Annotated in this window: 14 protein-coding genes and 3 pseudogenes; 12 read left to right on the top strand and 5 right to left on the bottom strand. The window is 40.2% G+C overall.

All coding sequences use genetic code 11. The features are described from left to right. Positions 1–100: 100 nt before the first annotated feature. The 3 genes from Q0Z55_RS04310 to Q0Z55_RS04300 all read left to right on the top strand — a co-directional run bounded on the left by Q0Z55_RS04310 (position 101) and on the right by Q0Z55_RS04300 (position 5,031). The gene (locus Q0Z55_RS04310; protein WP_297424613.1) at positions 101–2,995 is read left to right on the top strand and encodes a valine--tRNA ligase; all 2,895 of its coding nucleotides are present in this window, start codon (positions 101–103) and stop codon (positions 2,993–2,995) included. Positions 2,996–3,061: 66 nt separating this feature from the next. Further along, positions 3,062–4,027, top strand: a complete 966-nt coding sequence (locus tag Q0Z55_RS04305; RefSeq protein WP_297424608.1) for a hypothetical protein — start codon at positions 3,062–3,064, stop codon at positions 4,025–4,027. Next, positions 4,024–5,031 (top strand): 5'-nucleotidase, encoded by a 1,008-nt coding sequence (locus Q0Z55_RS04300; RefSeq protein WP_297424605.1) that lies wholly within the window; start codon positions 4,024–4,026, stop codon positions 5,029–5,031. The genes Q0Z55_RS04305 and Q0Z55_RS04300 overlap by 4 nt, the downstream gene beginning before the upstream one ends. On the opposite strand, the gene Q0Z55_RS04295 is transcribed toward Q0Z55_RS04300, so the two are convergent. After that, positions 5,028–5,396, bottom strand: a complete 369-nt coding sequence (locus tag Q0Z55_RS04295) for an endonuclease domain-containing protein (RefSeq protein ID WP_297424602.1) — start codon at positions 5,394–5,396, stop codon at positions 5,028–5,030. The genes Q0Z55_RS04300 and Q0Z55_RS04295 overlap by 4 nt on opposite strands. Before the next feature lie 145 nt (positions 5,397–5,541). Next, positions 5,542–6,567: a molecular chaperone DnaJ gene (locus Q0Z55_RS04290; protein WP_297424599.1), complete on the bottom strand. Its 1,026-nt coding sequence runs from the start codon at positions 6,565–6,567 to the stop codon at positions 5,542–5,544. Positions 6,568–6,731: 164 nt separating this feature from the next. Here Q0Z55_RS04290 and Q0Z55_RS04285 point away from each other — a divergent pair, with 164 nt between their 5' ends. The 5 genes from Q0Z55_RS04285 to Q0Z55_RS04265 all read left to right on the top strand — a co-directional run bounded on the left by Q0Z55_RS04285 (position 6,732) and on the right by Q0Z55_RS04265 (position 10,780). Continuing rightward, positions 6,732–7,409, top strand: a complete 678-nt coding sequence (locus Q0Z55_RS04285; RefSeq protein ID WP_297424596.1) for a YetF domain-containing protein — start codon at positions 6,732–6,734, stop codon at positions 7,407–7,409. A gap of 239 nt (positions 7,410–7,648) precedes the next feature. Then, positions 7,649–8,563, top strand: a complete 915-nt coding sequence (locus Q0Z55_RS04280; RefSeq protein ID WP_297424594.1) for a transporter substrate-binding domain-containing protein — start codon at positions 7,649–7,651, stop codon at positions 8,561–8,563. A 50-nt stretch (positions 8,564–8,613) separates the two neighbouring features. Further along, entirely contained in the window at positions 8,614–9,360 is a 747-nt protein-coding gene (locus Q0Z55_RS04275) for an amino acid ABC transporter permease (RefSeq protein WP_297424591.1), read from the top strand. After that, on the top strand, positions 9,360–10,043 hold the full coding sequence (locus Q0Z55_RS04270) for an ABC transporter permease subunit (protein WP_297424587.1): 684 nt from the start codon (positions 9,360–9,362) through the stop codon (positions 10,041–10,043). Before Q0Z55_RS04275 ends, Q0Z55_RS04270 begins: the two co-directional genes overlap by 1 nt. An 11-nt stretch (positions 10,044–10,054) precedes the next feature. Continuing rightward, positions 10,055–10,780, top strand: a complete 726-nt coding sequence (locus tag Q0Z55_RS04265) for an amino acid ABC transporter ATP-binding protein (protein ID WP_297424718.1) — start codon at positions 10,055–10,057, stop codon at positions 10,778–10,780. Here Q0Z55_RS04265 and Q0Z55_RS04260 read toward each other — a convergent pair. From Q0Z55_RS04260 to Q0Z55_RS04250, 3 genes and pseudogenes are all read right to left on the bottom strand, one after another. Continuing rightward, positions 10,777–11,469, bottom strand: a pseudogene (locus Q0Z55_RS04260) (HAD family hydrolase). The gene Q0Z55_RS04265 and the pseudogene Q0Z55_RS04260 sit on opposite strands and share 4 nt — an antisense overlap. A gap of 122 nt (positions 11,470–11,591) precedes the next feature. Continuing rightward, entirely contained in the window at positions 11,592–12,731 is a 1,140-nt protein-coding gene (locus Q0Z55_RS04255) for a porin (RefSeq protein ID WP_297424585.1), read from the bottom strand. 109 nt (positions 12,732–12,840) lie between these two features. Continuing rightward, positions 12,841–14,051 (bottom strand): annotated as a pseudogene (locus Q0Z55_RS04250) (MFS transporter). Positions 14,052–14,154: 103 nt separating this feature from the next. On the opposite strand from Q0Z55_RS04250, the gene Q0Z55_RS04245 reads away from it, so the two are divergent. From Q0Z55_RS04245 to Q0Z55_RS04230, 4 genes and pseudogenes are all read left to right on the top strand, one after another. Beyond that, on the top strand, positions 14,155–14,766 hold the full coding sequence (locus Q0Z55_RS04245; protein ID WP_297424582.1) for a 1-acyl-sn-glycerol-3-phosphate acyltransferase: 612 nt from the start codon (positions 14,155–14,157) through the stop codon (positions 14,764–14,766). Between the two features lie 119 nt (positions 14,767–14,885). Further along, positions 14,886–15,353 carry an NfeD family protein gene (locus Q0Z55_RS04240; protein ID WP_297424579.1) on the top strand — a complete coding sequence of 156 codons (468 nt, stop codon included), beginning with the start codon at positions 14,886–14,888 and terminating at the stop codon, positions 15,351–15,353. A 5-nt stretch (positions 15,354–15,358) separates the two neighbouring features. Continuing rightward, positions 15,359–15,826, top strand: a pseudogene (locus Q0Z55_RS04235) (paraslipin); the annotation flags it as partial. Positions 15,827–15,945: 119 nt separating this feature from the next. Then, positions 15,946–17,316 (top strand): site-specific integrase, encoded by a 1,371-nt coding sequence (locus Q0Z55_RS04230; protein WP_297424576.1) that lies wholly within the window; start codon positions 15,946–15,948, stop codon positions 17,314–17,316. Position 17,317 lies beyond the last annotated feature (1 nt).

The raw sequence follows: 17,317 nt of genomic DNA, 5'->3' as shown, positions 1-17,317 counted from the left end.
ATAAGCCAATTGCATAAACTTTGATTTTGCTGCATGCCGCATGTGCAGATTTTTTGCTACAATGGCTACAATTTTTATCCACTTTTGAACTGTTCGAACTATGACTGATTCAGCGCAAAATATCGCGACAACATACGATCCGACTGAGATCGAGAAAAAATGGTACCAAACTTGGGAAGAGCGTGGTTACTTTAAGCCGTCTGAAAAAGGCGAGTCTTTTTGTATCATGATTCCGCCACCAAACGTCACTGGTAGCTTGCACATGGGTCATGGTTTTAACAATGCCATTATGGATGCCCTCACTCGCTTTAACCGTATGTCGGGTAAAAATACCCTATGGCAACCGGGAACCGACCATGCAGGGATTGCAACCCAAATGGTGGTTGAGCGTCAATTGGGCGCGCAAGGTGTCAGCCGTCATGATCTAGGTCGTGAAAAATTCATTGAAAAAGTCTGGGAATGGAAAGAACAATCAGGCGGTAACATTACCAACCAAATCCGTCGTTTAGGCTCGTCTGTAGATTGGTCTCGTGAACGCTTTACCATGGATGACGGTTTATCCAACGCGGTAAAAGAAGTGTTTGTAAAACTACATGAAGATGGTTTGATCTACCGTGGTAAACGCTTAGTTAACTGGGATCCAAAATTACAAACAGCTTTGTCTGATTTAGAAGTTGAGTCTGATAAAGAAGAAGCAGGTTCATTGTGGCACTTTAAATACTTCTTTGAAGACAAGTCACTTCGTACCCACGATGGCAAAGATCACATCGTTGTCGCCACCACGCGTCCTGAAACCTTACTCGGTGATACAGCCGTTGCGGTTGCACTTGATGACGAACGCTATGCACACTTAGTCGGTCAAAATATTATCTTGCCAATTACAGGTCGTGCAGTCCCAATTGTTAAAGATGAATATGTCGACAAAGAATTCGGTACAGGTTGCGTAAAAATCACCCCTGCACACGACTTCAATGACTATGAAGTGGGTAAACGTTGCGAATTGCCAATCATCAACATCTTCAACAAAAATGCTGAAGTTCTTGCTGATTTTGAATATATCGCCAAAGCCGGCGAGCAAATTTCTAAAACCATTCCTGCACCAAGCGACTATGTTGGTTTAGAACGTTTTGAAGCACGTAAAAAGTTAGTAGAACAAGCCGAATCTGAAGGCTGGTTAGACCAAATTCAACCATACACCTTAAAACCACCTCGTGGTGACCGTTCAGGTGTGATTGTTGAGCCACTTCTTACAGATCAATGGTATGTAAAAATTGCGCCACTTGCCAAACCTGCCATTGATGCAGTTCAAGATGGTCGTATTAAGTTTGTACCTGAGCAATACAGCAATATGTACATGGCTTGGATGAATAACATTCAAGACTGGTGTATCTCGCGTCAATTGTGGTGGGGTCACCGTATTCCGGCTTGGTACGATGCAAACGGCAATGTTTATGTAGGTCGTAACGAAGAAGAAGTACGTAGCAAAAACAACATCCCTGCTGATGTTCAACTCGATCAAGATGAAGATGTACTTGATACATGGTTCTCATCGGGTCTTTGGACATTCTCAACTTTAGGTTGGACAGGTGATGCTGAAAAAGATAAAGAAAACTACTTCTTAAATACCTTCCACCCGACTGATGTGTTGGTAACTGGTTTCGACATCATTTTCTTCTGGGTTGCCCGCATGATCATGATGACCATGCACTTCATGAAAAATGAAGATGGTACGCCACAAGTGCCGTTTAAAACGGTATATGTACACGGTTTGGTACGTGATGGCGAAGGTCAGAAAATGTCTAAATCTAAGGGTAACGTACTTGACCCATTAGATTTGATTGACGGTGTTGATTTAGAAACTTTAGTGCAAAAACGTACTACAGGCTTGATGAACCCGAAACAAGCGGCGAAGATTGAAAAATCAACCCGTAAAGAATTCCCTGAGGGTATTCAAGCTTACGGTACCGATGCGGTTCGTTTCACATTCTGTGCGCTTGCCAACACAGGTCGTGACATTAAGTTCGATATGAAACGTGTGGAAGGTTACCGTAACTTTGCCAACAAGATTTGGAACGGTACACGTTTTGTGATGATGAACGTGGAAGGTCAGACGGTGGGTCAAACTGCACGTCCTGATCTTTGGGAATTGCCTGAACAATGGATCGTGAGCCGTCTACAAAAAGCCACGGCTGCGGTACAAACTGCCTTTGCAACCTATCGTTTAGATTTAGCTGCGCAAGCCATTTACGAATTTATTTGGAATGAATACTGTGACTGGTATGTAGAACTCACCAAACCTGTTTTAAATGACGAAAACGTATCGGAAGAACGTAAAGCTGAAGTACGTCGTGTTCTTTTGGCAGTGATGGAAGCATCATTACGCCTTGCTCATCCGTTAATGCCGTATTTAACCGAAGAAATTTGGCAAACCCTTGCGCCAAAACTTGGCATGAGTGGCGAAACCATTATGTTGGCACAATACCCAACTGTAGATGACGCTTTCTTAAATGACCAAGCCGAAGCAGATATGCAATGGCTGCAAGGTTTGATTGGTGCAGTGCGTAACATCCGTGGTGAGATGGGTCTAGGTAATGCACGTTTATTACCTGTGTTATTACAAAACACCACCGATGCAGAAAAAGCACAAATCACCCGTATTGAAGCGTTGTTTAAAGCTTTAGCCAAAGTTGAAAGCATTACGTTCTTAGGCACAGATGAACAACCACCGTTGTCTTCATCAAGTGTGATTGGTCATGTGTCTGTATTCGTTCCAATGAAGGGCTTAATTGACCCGAAAGCGGAATTGGGTCGTTTGCAAAAAGACTTAGATAAGGTTCAAAAACAGCATGACCAAATTGCAACTAAACTTGGCAATGAAGGTTTTGTGGCAAAAGCGCCTGCGGCTGTGGTTGAAGGCGAGAAAGTAAAACTTGCTGAGTTTGCTGATCAGTTAGCAAAGATTAAAGCGAATATGGAGCAAATTGCAGCGCTTTAATGTGTTGTTAATTTAATCTACTTTGTAGTATAAAGGGCTGATTATTCAGCCCTTTATTATTTTAAGATGTCTTCTAGCTCCGAACCTAAAGTCGATTCGACTCAAAGCCAAAATAATACACCCGATGATAAAGAGAAAAGACTAAAGAAAATTTATGAAATTTCAGTAAAAACTAGAAATTTTGAGATAGGACAATTGCTTCAACGCAATAACTTTTTCATGATTTTCCAAGGTGTACTTTTTGCTTGCCTAATATACTCTAGTAACACAGTTCCCTTCGTACAGCTCTGTCTATGCCTTGTGGGTATTGGCACGAGCTATTTTCAATATAAGGTGGCAGCTGGAGCAAAATTTTGGCAAGAATATTGGGAAAGTGAAGTAGTACTAGCAGAACTAAAACTACAAAAGCATTATGAGGAAAAAGAAAATACTCAAAATAATATTTTCCATCCCTTATTTACCAAAAACATTAGTAGAGTGAAGTATCAGGTTTATCAACGTCTACAAAATATTGCGCCGAAATTGGATGAACAAGATCAGCTCCAAGAATACGATAAGAAACTTCATATATTAGAAAGATTAAGCACAGCTAATACAGTAATCAAAAAACCGTCAGTTAGTAAAATCCCCATTCAAGTCGGTAAATTCTTTCTGTTGATTTGGAGCATACTAGGTTTATCAAGCTTAGGAGGATTTAGCCATGGCTTACAATGGCTAACAGAAAAAGGAGTTTTTCACGGTTTTCCAAATCATAAAGAAGCTGCGAAACAAGAAATTTATTTATCACAAGATAAAGGTAAAACAGGTGCTCTTTATGTAAGCAATGATAAAGAAAGAAATCATAAAAATGAGATTATTGGCCAAAGCTTACCTTTTGAGATTAGTAATAATCCTTTACTAAACAATAAAACTGATAATAAGTCAGAAGTATCTGAGCCAAAAACTCAATCTAATGAGGTCTATCTTAATATCAATATTGATGGTAAAGATGCTATCACCCAATATGAACCTAATAATTTGGGGAATAAATGAGTAATTATAATTTAGACCAAAAACTAGTCATCGGCTTAGCATCTAGTGCCTTATTTGACCTTTCAGAATCCGATCATATTTTTAGAACTCAAGGTGAAGAAGCCTATCGTCTATACCAACAGGAACACGAAAATGTACCACTAGATATTGGCGTGGCATTTCCATTTATTCAAAGACTTCTGAGCTTAAATAATATTTTTGAACAGGAACCGTTTGTTGAAGTCATTTTACTCTCTAGAAATGACCCGAGCACAGGTTTACGTGTGATGAACTCAATTGAACATCATCAACTAAATATTAAACGCGCCATATTCTTACAAGGTGGCAACCCGCATGAATATATTAATGCTTTAAACATTAGCCTATTTCTCTCAGCTAATGAAACAGACGTTAATCAGGCAATTACAGCAGGCTACCCAGCAGGCTTAATTGTCAAAGGCTACTCGGCAAAACTTGTACATGAGGATGAATTACGCGTTGCTTTTGATTTTGATGGTGTGATTGCAGATGATTCCTCAGAGCAAATCTATAAAAAAAATGGCCTAAATGCTTTTATAGAAAATGAAAAAAATCTTGCTAGTGAACCTGCGAACATTGGCCCATTGCATAAGCTGTTTAAACAGCTTTCAATTTTACAAAAAGCAGAAACTGAATATAAAACTAGACAACCTAGTTATAAAAATCGTTTAAGAATATCAATTGTCACTGCAAGAAACGCACCTGCACATAAACGCGTGATTCACTCTTTACGTGCATGGGGAATTGACACTATAAACGAAGCTTTTTTCTTAGGTGGTATTGAAAAAAGAAAGGTTTTAGAAGTCTTAAAACTGCATATTTTCTTTGATGATCAAGTCACTCATGTAGAAAAAACTGCTCAAAGTATTGCTTCCGTACATATTCCTTTTGGAATCGCCAATAAAAAATTTGAAGCTAATCAAACAACAACCTCTAAAGAGGCTAATCCAATAGTAAATCACAAACAGAGCGCAAGTGAGGGTTAGGCAGAGGTGTCTTTTAATGCAGTGCATTTCATCCACAAATCCTCTAACACTACATCCATCCGACTCAACACATCATGATTCCAATAGCGCACAACGGTTAAACCTAAAGCATCCAAAAACTCTGTTCGTTTTGCATCATAAATTTGATGCTCAGGTAAAGCATGTTGTGAACCATCAAGTTCAACCACTAAACCAATTTCATGACAGTAAAAATCCACAATATAAGGTTTAATCACATGCTGACGACGAAATTTAAGATTCATAAATCGCTTGGCACGGAGTATTTGCCACATGAGGTTTTCAGCATCGGTGGCGGTGTGGCGCATGGATTTGGCGAATTCTAATAGTTGAGGATCTATTTTCATTTTTATTTTCCCTCTTAAATTTATTGTCATTATAGGATACACAATTAAATCCCCTCTCCTCTCAGGAGAGGGCTAGGGAGAGGTGAAGCTAGAGAAGTAAATCTACAAATACCCTCTCCCAAAGGGAGAGGGAGAAAATCAAAACTTATAGCACCTGATGCTCTAACAACATCTCCAACCCAATCTCTTTCCCCATATACATCAATCTTTGCTTTTCTGCTTTTAACTGTTGCTTTACCGCCGACACATCCGCATCAATCTGTTTATACAAATTCGCAATATTGAGTTGCCCTTTTGACTTACTTACCGCAATTTTGGCTTTATCTGACCATACCAATGAATCAATGAGTTCTTGAATTTGTTGTTTTAAGGCTTGAATTTGTGCTTGTAAGGCTTGCTCATAAAATTTGACTTGTTCGGTACTTAAACCTTTATTTGTACCTGTTTTACTTTGTTCTACTTCTAGTTGCATTTTGAGTAAAAAGAACAAATCTTCTTGTTCATAAGCTTCGTTGGCACGTTGTAACAGCTCGGTTTTCTCTACTTTTTTGGCTTCATCAGGCTCACGGTCGGGGTGAATGATCGAAGCTATTTTTAAATACAAGGTTTTTAAAGATTGATTGACTAACATTGCAGCCTTGGCTTGTTTATCCTGCGCTCGTTTTAACTTGGCTTGCTCACGTTCTTGCTTGTATGGGTCGCTGTTCCAATCATCCAACTCATCCTCAATCACTAAACTTTCAACTTCAGGAAAAGAATCTCTATTTTTCTGCTTGTTTTTTTTCTTGGTATATTCATTGGCTTGCATATAGTAAGCATGCATCTTTTGCACTTCATTCATCTGCTGTTGAGTCAACAGCTGTGAGCCTTGTAATAAACGTGTCAAAGCTTGAATCTTATCTTCAATCGTGACTGTATCTGTTTTGCTCAAACCATACAAATTTAGGCTATTCCATAAGGTCTGCATTTGTGCATACAAGGTGCTGTATAGCTCACGATAAGCAGGCATGAGCGCCTTTTGGCTATAGGCACGAATTTCGTCTTGTGCCTGTTGCCACGCCAACAACAAACGCTTTTGCTGTTCAATCTGATCAATCAGTACATTGAGCTTTTTATGCTGTGGGGCAACGTCCAAAATAGTTTGTGGCGTGGTTTTGAGTGCAAAAGACATGATTGATCTAAACAAAAAAAGTCACATCATTATGCCCCTTCACCTTTGATGAAACCATCCTAAAATATACGGCTTTGCTTACACATAAATTTCACAAAAATGCTTATATGACAGATCGGCTAAATTGCTACAGTCCATAAAACAATAAAGTATGAGATTAAAACATGGATCTGCAACAGCTGTTTATTCACGACACCACCTTCAGCTTTGGCTTAGAAATCGTGCTGCGCTGTATGCTGATGTATTTATTGATTATTGTATTTTTACGTTTAACCGGTAAACGGGGTGTACGCCAGCTGTCCATTTTTGAAGTGGCAATTTTATTGGCTTTGGGTTCAATCTCAGGCGATCCGATGTTTGATGCAGATATTCCAATCTTACAAGCATTATTGGTGATGAGTGTGGTGATTGTGATGTATCGCCTGACCACATTTTTAATGATGAAGTATCAGCCGTTTGAAGATTTAATTGAGGGCAAAGCTTTATATATTGTTGAAGATGGCATGTTGGTATTAGATCAAATTCGGCGTGGCAAAATGTCGCATGATGAGTTCTTTGCCGAAATGCGTCAGCAAGGCGTTGAACATTTAGGCCAAGTGCGCGTGGCATTGTTAGAAAGTGACGGCAAGTTAAGCCTGTTATTTTATCCTGATCATGAGGTACGCTATGGCTTAGCTCTATTTCCCAAAGCCATCCAACCGCTTCATAAAGTTCATGCCAATGTACAATATGCCTGTACCCATTGTGGTTTTGTCAGCGCTTTAAGCGCACTCCATAGCCCATGCCTACGCTGTGGTTGCACTATCTGGAGTGAAGCCATCAATCCCATACGCGTCACCTAAACAAGCTTTGATTGCTAAATATTGCCTGAGTATAAACATCATCAGTTTGCTTGGCATAACCCTTGCTTCAGTTGTTCATTCATTAGACATACTGTTTTTGCTTAAGCTTAAAATCGCCACAAAATAGTGCTTGAGCTTGCAATCTGATCTCGCTTAAGATGAAAAAAGCTGCATTTTTAGGCAGTTTTTATCTTTTTGCTGCAATAAATACCCCATAAACAAAAAATAGAGGAATAAGAATGTTAAAAAAATTATGCTGCTTGGCTGCAGTACTTGCTGTCACGGCGTGTAGCAATGATCAAACTACAAAAACCGACACCCAGACTGCTACCATATCAGGCACTTTAGATAAAATTAAGCAATCAGGTACGGTGGTGTTGGGTTATCGTGATTCATCCATTCCATTTTCTTATATTGCCGACAATCCAAATCAACCGGTGGGTTTTGCCCATGACCTACAACTGCAAGTGGTTGAAGCCTTGAAAAAAGAGTTGAATCAACCAAATTTAAAAATTCGTTATAATTTAGTCACCAGTCAAAACCGTATTCCTTTGGTGTCTAATGGCACGGTAGATTTAGAATGTGGCTCCACCACCAACAATAAAGAACGCCAACAACAAGTAGATTTTTCAGTTGGTTTCTTCCAAGTGGGTTCACGTTTACTGACTAAAACCGACTCAGGCATTCAAGATTTTGCCGATTTAAAAGGTAAAAAGTTAGTCACCACCGCAGGCACCACTTCAGAGCGTTATATCCGTCAGCATGAAAAAGAGTTAGGTATTAGTGAAGTGATTTCTGCCAAAGACCATGCCGAATCATTCTTAATGCTACAAAATGGTCGTGCCGCAGCTTTTATGATGGATGACATTTTATTGGCAGGTGAAAAATCCAAAGCCAAAGATCCAAATCAATGGGTGATTGTCGGCACGGCGCCTATTCAAGAAATCTATGGTTGTATGGTGCGTAAAGGCGATGTCGGCTTTAAAAAAGTGGTAGATGATGCCATTAAAGCCACTTATGCTTCAGGTCAAATCAATGACATGTATAAAAAATGGTTTGAGCAACCGATTGCACCCAAAAATATTAACTTAAATTTCCCAATGTCGGATGCCCTCAAAGCCTTAATTGCCAACCCACACGACCGTGATCAATAAGATTGATCCTGCTTAAAGCCAAAAATTGGCTTTAAGCATAAGGAGAGCCTATGAATTATAGTTGGAATTGGGGCGTATTATGGCAAGCCACCGGTGTAGCTGACACCACCTATTTAGATTGGTTAATCACCGGTTTAGGTTGGCTGTTTGTAATTGCCGTGGTGGCATGGAGCATTGCTTTAGTCTTAGGTAGTGTACTTGGCATTATGCGCACACTGCCAAGCCAAACGGCACGCGCGATTGGCACAGGCTATGTGACTTTATTTCGCAATGTGCCATTACTGATTCAGTTGTTTATTTGGTTTTATGTGGTGCCAAACTTTTTGCCCACTGCCCTTCAAAATTGGTGGATCAATGATTTAGGTGCCAATACCACAGCACTGATTTCAGCCAGTGTGGGTTTAGGTTTATTTACCGCAGCAAGGGTGTGTGAACAAGTCCGTACCGGAATTGAGGCCATACCACGCGGTCAAATCAATGCCGGTTATGCCATGGGTTTTTCGACTTTTCAGTTATACCGTTACATTATTTTGCCGCAATCGTTTCGGATGATTTTGCCGCCGTTAAGCTCAGAGCTAACCAACTGCGTTAAAAATACATCCATCGCCTCGTTGGTGGGTGTGGCAGAAATCATCTCACAAATGAAAACCATCAGTGAGTACACCCAAAATACCATTGAGATTTATACCTACGTTACCCTTGTGTTTATTGTCATTAATGTCTGCTTGATTCAAGGCATGAATTTACTGGAAAAACGTTTACGTATTCCAGGACTCATGACAGGAGGGTCTAAATAATGGAATGGCTCACTGTTTTTTTCAGCGACTTACAATCTTCCTATCCTGCGTTATGGCATGGTTTTAGTATCACTTTAAAAGTGTTGGTGTTTGCCACAGTGGGCGGTATTTTAATTGGTACGCTGTTGGCTTTAATGCGTTTATCGTCTATTAAAATCTTTAATCTGTTTGCACAAAGCTACATCAATTTATTTCGCTCTATTCCACTGCTTTTGGTTTTAATGTGGTTTTATTTTGCCGTACCGTTTATCTATACCGGCATCACGGGCAAATACTTAAGTATAGACACTGCTTTGGTGTCCAGTATTGTGGCATTTATGCTATTTGAAGCTGCTTATTTTGCCGAGATTGTACGTGCAGGAATTCAATCTATTCCCAAAGGACAAAGTGCAGCAGCGGCAGCGCTTGGCATGAGCTATAGTCAATCGATGCGTTTTATTATTTTGCCGCAAGCATTTCGTAAAATGACGCCCTTATTATTACAACAAAGTATTATTTTATTTCAAGATTCCACCATGGTCTATGCCATTGGACTACTAGATTTCTTTAGAACCACCTATGTCCGTGGTGACCTTATGGCACTACTAACACAATATATTTTATTTGCCGGTTTGGTGTACTTTAGTTTCAGTCTACTTGCAACATTCTTGGTGAAAAAACTGCAACAAAGGTTACGCGTATGACACAACCCTTAATGATTGATATTCAAAACATCAGTAAATGGTATGGCGACTTTCAAGTTTTAACCGACTGCAACACCCAAATTCGCCAAGGTGAAGTGGTGGTGGTATGCGGTCCTTCAGGTTCAGGAAAATCAACCCTAATTAAAACCGTCAATGGTTTAGAGCCTTTCCAACAAGGCGACATTGTAGTGAATGGTTTAGCTTTAAAAGACCCCAAAACCAATTTAAACCAATTGCGTAGTCGCGTGGGTATGGTGTTTCAACACTTTGAATTATTTCCACATTTAAGCATTCAGGAAAATCTGACAATTGCCCAAGTCAAAGTCTTAGGTCGCAGTCAAGATGAAGCACTTAAAAAAGGCTTAGCATATTTAGATCGTGTGGGTTTAAGCCAACATGCCAAAAAATATCCAGCAGAGCTCTCAGGCGGTCAACAACAACGTGTGGCGATTGCCCGGGCCCTATGCATGGACCCGATTGCCATGTTGTTTGATGAACCTACCTCTGCGCTTGACCCTGAAATGATTAATGAAGTGTTAGATGTTATGGTGGAACTTGCTAAAGATGGTATGACCATGATGTGTGTGACCCATGAAATGGGCTTTGCTCGTCAAGTGGCGCATCGCATTATTTTTATGGATCAAGGCAAAATCATTGAAGATTGCTCTAAAGAGGAATTTTTTAATACCCAACGTAGTGAACGTGCCCAACATTTCTTGGAGAAAATTTTACATTAAGGCTCAAGATGGTGCCAAAGTTCAGCCAAATATTCGATTTTGGCCACCTTGAATGGCTGGATCTAGGCGTGAAAACCTTGCAACCACACGGCGCGCATCCCTGCTTGTTGTGCGCCATGTATATCGTTCACAGGATGATCACCTATAAATACACACTCATGTGCCGCAAGGTCTAAAGCCTGTGCTGTATGTAAAAAAATCTCAGCATTGGGTTTGGCAATCCCAACAAGTTCTGAGCTATGTACTACATCAAAATAATCTAAAAAACCCAAACCTTGTAAAATATTGAGCCGACTTTGATGCTCACCATTGGAAATCACACCAAGTTTAAAGCTTTGTTGCTTGAGCTGTTCAAGTAAGGCTTGCGCACCCAACATAGGCACAGCACAGCTGCCAAAGTATTTAAACCAAAATTGGGTGAGCTCATCTACATGTGGTGTATGCGTCCATACCAATTGTTGTTGTAATGCATAAGCCACCGACGCGGCAATACTGGGGTGGGTCAATAATTGTTTTTGAGGGTAACCGCCTTGATCAATGTGTTTAATAATGGCTGTTATGGCAGTCACTTGATCATGTGCCAAAGAGTGAGCATAAGCTTGGTGTAAATAGCGACTATACGCCTCTATGCTTAAATCCCGATGGGTTAAGGTATTGTCTAAATCAAATAAAACCGCTTGAATCACCATACATCATCTGCCCTAAATAAGCCTGAATTTAACATGGCCTTCACTTAAGCTTTAGACTGTTTCTTGTAATACTTAAGCCAAAAATAATAAAGGCATCTGATGATGCCTTTATCTCAACCCTTTTAGAATTTGTATTCTAAACCCGTACCCAATACCAGCTGTTTATCTTCTTGGCTGGCTTGTTCAATGGTTAAATAACCTGCATGTGCATAGGCTTTGACTTGCTTAGAAAATGCATAATCAGCACCTGTTAAGATTTGCTGTACTTGATAATCTGCTGTTGCATCATGAAAACTCACGACATTTTGACTATATTGTGCTTTAACTGTCCATGCTTGGGCTTGGGGTAGTTTGTATTCAGCACCCAACAACCATGCTTGGGCTTGATCAATATTTTTGACCAACGCATCTTGATTAGCTTTTTCACCTGAATTGTGATCGGCAATTTCAGACACTTGATATAAAGCACGTAACGATACGCCATTGTCCAAATTAACACGTGCAATGGCACGTAAGTTATCTGCGGCAGCAATCACATTACGATCAGCCGTGACTGCGCGATCTTGTGCATTTAAAAAGCCACGGCTTAAAAAACGGGTTGGCATGGATTGGTCATAGGCTAAGCCTGCAAGCCATGTTGGTTGGCTATAGAGCAACGAAGATGACCAAGAATCCCCTAAGCCACGACCGGCAACTGCGTAACCGCCTTTACTGGCTTGAATACGCTCTTCACCCTCACCAGTAGCCAATTGTATTTTGGCCTCTAATTGACCATTGGCAAGTTTTATACTTGGTGCTTCATAGACTAAGCTGTTATCAATACGGGTTTCACCGGCCATGATGCCGTGAATATCAGCATTGTTTTCAACATAGTTATTAAAGCTATCGACTTGGCTTGAAAGCTGTTTGAGTGGCGTGTCAATCTTACCGAGTTTAATCGCCCCTAAGTGCTGATCTTTTAAACCCAAAAAAATGTTACGCGGTACAAACGTATCGTTGCTGCCACTTTGACCATCATCACCATACAGGGTAAATTCGGCTTGGTATAAGGCGCTTAAACGTGGATTAAGCTTGGCATCACCTTTTAAACCTAAAAATGAATTATTTGAGCTTAATTCTGTGACATCACGATCACGACCATTGGCGTTGTCTTCTTTTAAATAGTCGATACTTAAATCAATTTCACCATAAAAGGTCGGTGCTGCGATACCGGTCGCGCTAAGACTTGAAAGTGCCAAGATTGCAGCCAATTTCGCTTTCATGCGAAGATTCCTAAACATCAAAGAAGCGCAAATATTACAGTTAAGTGACAAACAACAAAAAGGATTAATTTTTAATTTTTATCTATATTCTAATGCTTTAGATTAATTTTTAAGCGCTATAATATTTCTTCCAGCGATAAATTGGATAAAGACTAAGCACTCCCAAACCAAGTAAGAGCATAAAATAATCTATATAACCCAATGCATCTGCCACAATGCCGCTGAGCACATACAACACACCGCTTAGCGTCGCCATGATCGACACTTGTAGGGTAAATCTGTAGCTGCCCATGCTGGGCGACTGTAATGCATAATCAAGCTAAGCATCACCACCAATAACATACTGGCCAGTAAATCTTCTAGGGCATGTAAGCTATAAATCAACCACGGCGCCATGCGGTATTGTTGCTCAAGTGCATAGGCCAGCCCTACATAGCCCAACAAGGTGCTTAATTTTAGCCATGATAAAATACACAACGCTCTAGGACGCGAGTAATATTTAAGTAACAACCCACCTAAAGCCGCACCAAGCAAAGCGGCCACGGCCCCAAGCCCACTAATATATAAACCAATCTGTTGTAGGCTTAGCCCTACATCCACCAACAAGGCTTTAATGATGGCACCGCTTAGCCCATCGACCAGTTTAAAACTGAGCAACACCCCAATCCACGCCCATAGTTCAGGGCGAATTTTTAGATCACACAAATAGGCTTTGACATCAAAACGTGATCGGCTTTTTGGCTGACTGGCATGTAAAGAAGACTGTTGCTGAAACAGGATTGGCAGGGTGTTGAGCGCAACCAATAGCGCTAAGCCTAAAATGACACTGTGCCACTGCCATACATCAATTAGCCATAGCAGTGTACCACCACCCACAATAAAACCAAGCCGTGAGCCAATCACTTGTACGCTATTGCCCCAATGTTGTTGCTGATGATTTAGGCTACGCACCGCCAAGCCATCGGTGGCAATATCTTGACTGGCAGCGGCCATATTCATCACAAACAACACCACAAAAAATATCATTAACACATGGCGGTGTTGCAACTGATCAATAGGAATATAAGCCAAAATCATCAGGCTGACACACATCAACAGTTGTAAGCCTATAATCCACTGTCGGTACTGCCCCACGCGATCCATCACAGGCGCCCACAGTACTTTGATTGACCATGGCAGCATCAATAGTCCAAAGCCACCAATGTGTGCAAGCGACAGCCCTTCGTGCCGTAAAATCACCGGTAAAGCATGCGTCATAAACCCCACCGGCAAACCTTGTGCCCAATACAATGAAAACAACAACACATAAATAGATGGCATACGCTTAAAAACTAGGCATCAGATGCAAAGGCACATTTTGCCGCTATATTTTTTAGCTGAAAAGCCTAAAATATAAAGGTTGTAAATCAAGCAAGGATTTTGCATGTCCAGATTGCCTGTTTTGCCTGATTTAGTGCCAAGACGTGCTGGCAATTTCAGTCAAAAGTTTTTTAAGCAATTGTATTTAGCCCAAGGCTGGCAGTTTAAAGGAGAATTTCCCAACCTTGCCAAAGCAGTTGCCATTGTTCTGCCACATACCTCTAACCTTGATGGTTGGTATGGCTTTAATTTTGTGGTGGCGATGGATTTAAAAATTCAGATCTTTGCCAAAGCAAGCCTCTTTAATACCCCACTGAAGCCCTTGCTCAATTGGCTGGATGTTATTCCTGTCCAACGCCATGCCGCACAAGGTTTAACCCAGCAAATCATTGCAGAAATTCAAAAACGCGAGCAAATTTGGGTGGGTATGACCCCAGAAGGTACCAGACATAATGCCACAGACTTTAAACGCGGCTTTTATCATATTGCCCTAGGCGCTCAAGTGCCAATTGTGATGTTTGCCATGGACTATGCCCATAAAACCATTTATTGCTTAGGTACATTTTGCCCAACTGGTGATTATGAGGCTGATTTAGAAAAAATTTTAGCCTTATATGAAGGTAAAATTTCTGCCAAGCATCCTCGACGCTTGGCGAAACCCTTACAAAAGCACTAAGGTATTACCCTGCAATCAAAGCTCCTCGTGGAGCTTTTTTTGTTTTAAATACACGTTAAATTTTGAGCAAATGTATGCCTATGCTACAGTCAAACCTTCCTCCAATGTAGGAGATACACATGTTAATCCTTGAGCCTTGGCATTGGTTTGCCTTGGGTATTTTACTCATTTTAGCCGAACTGATTTTGCCCTCTTTTGCCGCCCTTTGGTTTGGTGTGGCGGCCATTTTGGTCAGCTTGATTTATTGGTTAGTGCCCAGTTTAAGCCCAAGCTTACAAGTGATTTTATGGATGATCTTTTCAGTCAGCGCCACTTTTGCATGGTTTAGATGGATCAAACCTTTGTCCATTGACAAAACCAAAGCCGGCTTATCGCGCGAAGCCACCATTGGTCAAGTGGGCATGGTGATCGAAACGCATTTAAGCCACGAGCACATCAAAGTGCGTTTTTCTGTGCCTGTATTAGGTGCCGATGAATGGCAATGCCGCAGCATACATCCAGTTACAGTCGGTGAGCGGGTTCGCGTCATCGATATTTTAGGCAACGACCTGTTGGTTGAACCCCATAACACACCACAACGAGATTAAATAACATGCCGATTAGCACCATTATTGTTTTTATTTTATTGGCTTTTGTCGCCATTACCATTTTTAAAGGGGTACGTATTGTACCGCAAGGTTATAAATGGATTGTTCAGCGCCTAGGTAAATACCACACCACCTTGCAACCAGGCTTAAACTTTGTCATTCCTTATGTAGATGAAGTGGCGTATAAAGTCACCACCAAAGATATTGTGTTAGATATTCCATCCCAAGAAGTGATTACCCGTGATAACGCGGTATTGCTGATGAATGCCGTGGCATATATTAATTTAACCACACCTGAAAAAGCCGTGTATGGGATTGAAAACTATTCATGGGCGATTCAAAACATGGTGCAAACGTCACTGCGTTCCATTGTTGGTGAAATGGACCTCGATGATGCCCTGTCTTCGCGTGATCATATTAAAGCCAAACTGAAAGCCGCCATTTCCGATGATATTTCTGATTGGGGCATTACCTTCACACAACACCAATAATATAAAAAACCACATAACACCAAAAATATAAAATAAAATATAGAATTTTTAAGGATTGAAATATATAATAGACTTAGACAGTTAAATGGGGCATTTGTGTAATGCAGTCCAGTTTTCAAATATCAAAAGCAGACATTAAGTTCATTAAAGATTTCCGACCTCAACGTTATAACCCTGAAACAGCATCCTTCTATATTGTCGATAATTTCAAAGCTGAGAAATTCCCAACACTTCTTAAAAGCAATGGAGAAACATGGCAGATAGCATCAATCTATTTTCAAGAACTACTAATTACCGAAACCAAAGACCCAACAACTATCATTAGTCGTGCATACCATCTTTTAAACTACTTGCGTTTTTTAGAAGAAAATTCTTTAGATTTTGAAGTTTTTCCATTTGAAGAAGAAAAACGTCCTACATTTTTGTACTTTAAATATTTGAATGATCAAATAGATAGTGGTACTTACTCAGACACTTATGCCAGTGAGTCAATGAGAAATGTTATTAAACTTTATAAATTCTGCATCGAATACAAGCTATTCAGCGATCAAATAAAAGGTCGTGCTTATAAAACCTTACTTACACGCATTACCCAAAAGAGCCAATTTGGTGATCGGCAGACTAGAGAAGTTGAAACAACAAATTTAGCAATTAAAGTAAAAAGTAGAACTGTTACTTCTGACGAAATTGTTGATGGTGGTCGTCTTCACCCTTTGACTGTTGCTGAACAAAAAATTCTTGATAAATATCTAAAGAAAGCTCCAATTGAACTGTACTTAATGTGTTCTTTCGCTCTTCATACTGGTGCTAGACTTCAAACAGTATGTACGCTTAAAAAACAACATATCTTAGACCTTAAAAGAAACAGTAAGATCAATTCAAACGACAATACCTACTCCATAAGCGTTGGTGGAACAATTGACACCAAAGATGGGGCTAAATACACATTACGAATACCTGTGCGTGTTGTTGAAAACTTATGGAATTACGTTCATTCAGAGGAATGGATGGCAAGAGCTGAACTGAGTTTTTATGGGGTATCGGCTTCAAATTATGTCTTTTTAAGTAGATATGGAAATCCTTTCTATACATCTAGAGCAGAGAAAGTTCTAAGAAAAAATGATGAGTCTTTGGACAAGAAATATTCTCTGCAAACAGGTGGTGCTGTACGTGAGCTGCTGAGAAAACTTCAAAATGAAATGAAGATCAATAATGAAGAAATTAGACATTTCTCATTCCATGACTTTAGAGCGACATTTGGCCTAAATATGCTTCGTAACTTGCTTAAACATAATTGTGCGCCTGACCAAGCAATGCTCTATCTCAAGCAGCGCATGGGTCATAAAGATGTTGAAACTACTCACTTATACATGCAGTACGCAGGGTATGAAGAACTAAGCCTAGATACCAATCAAGCATTTGAAAATATGTTGTATGAAGATATAGACCTCAGCAATGAGGGGGGAATTTAAG

The sequence above is a fragment of the uncultured Acinetobacter sp. genome (assembly GCF_947626835.1).
Lineage (GTDB): Bacteria > Pseudomonadota > Gammaproteobacteria > Pseudomonadales > Moraxellaceae > Acinetobacter.
Note: the sequence above shows the minus strand (reverse complement) of the source record. Positions and strands in the feature narration are given on the sequence as shown.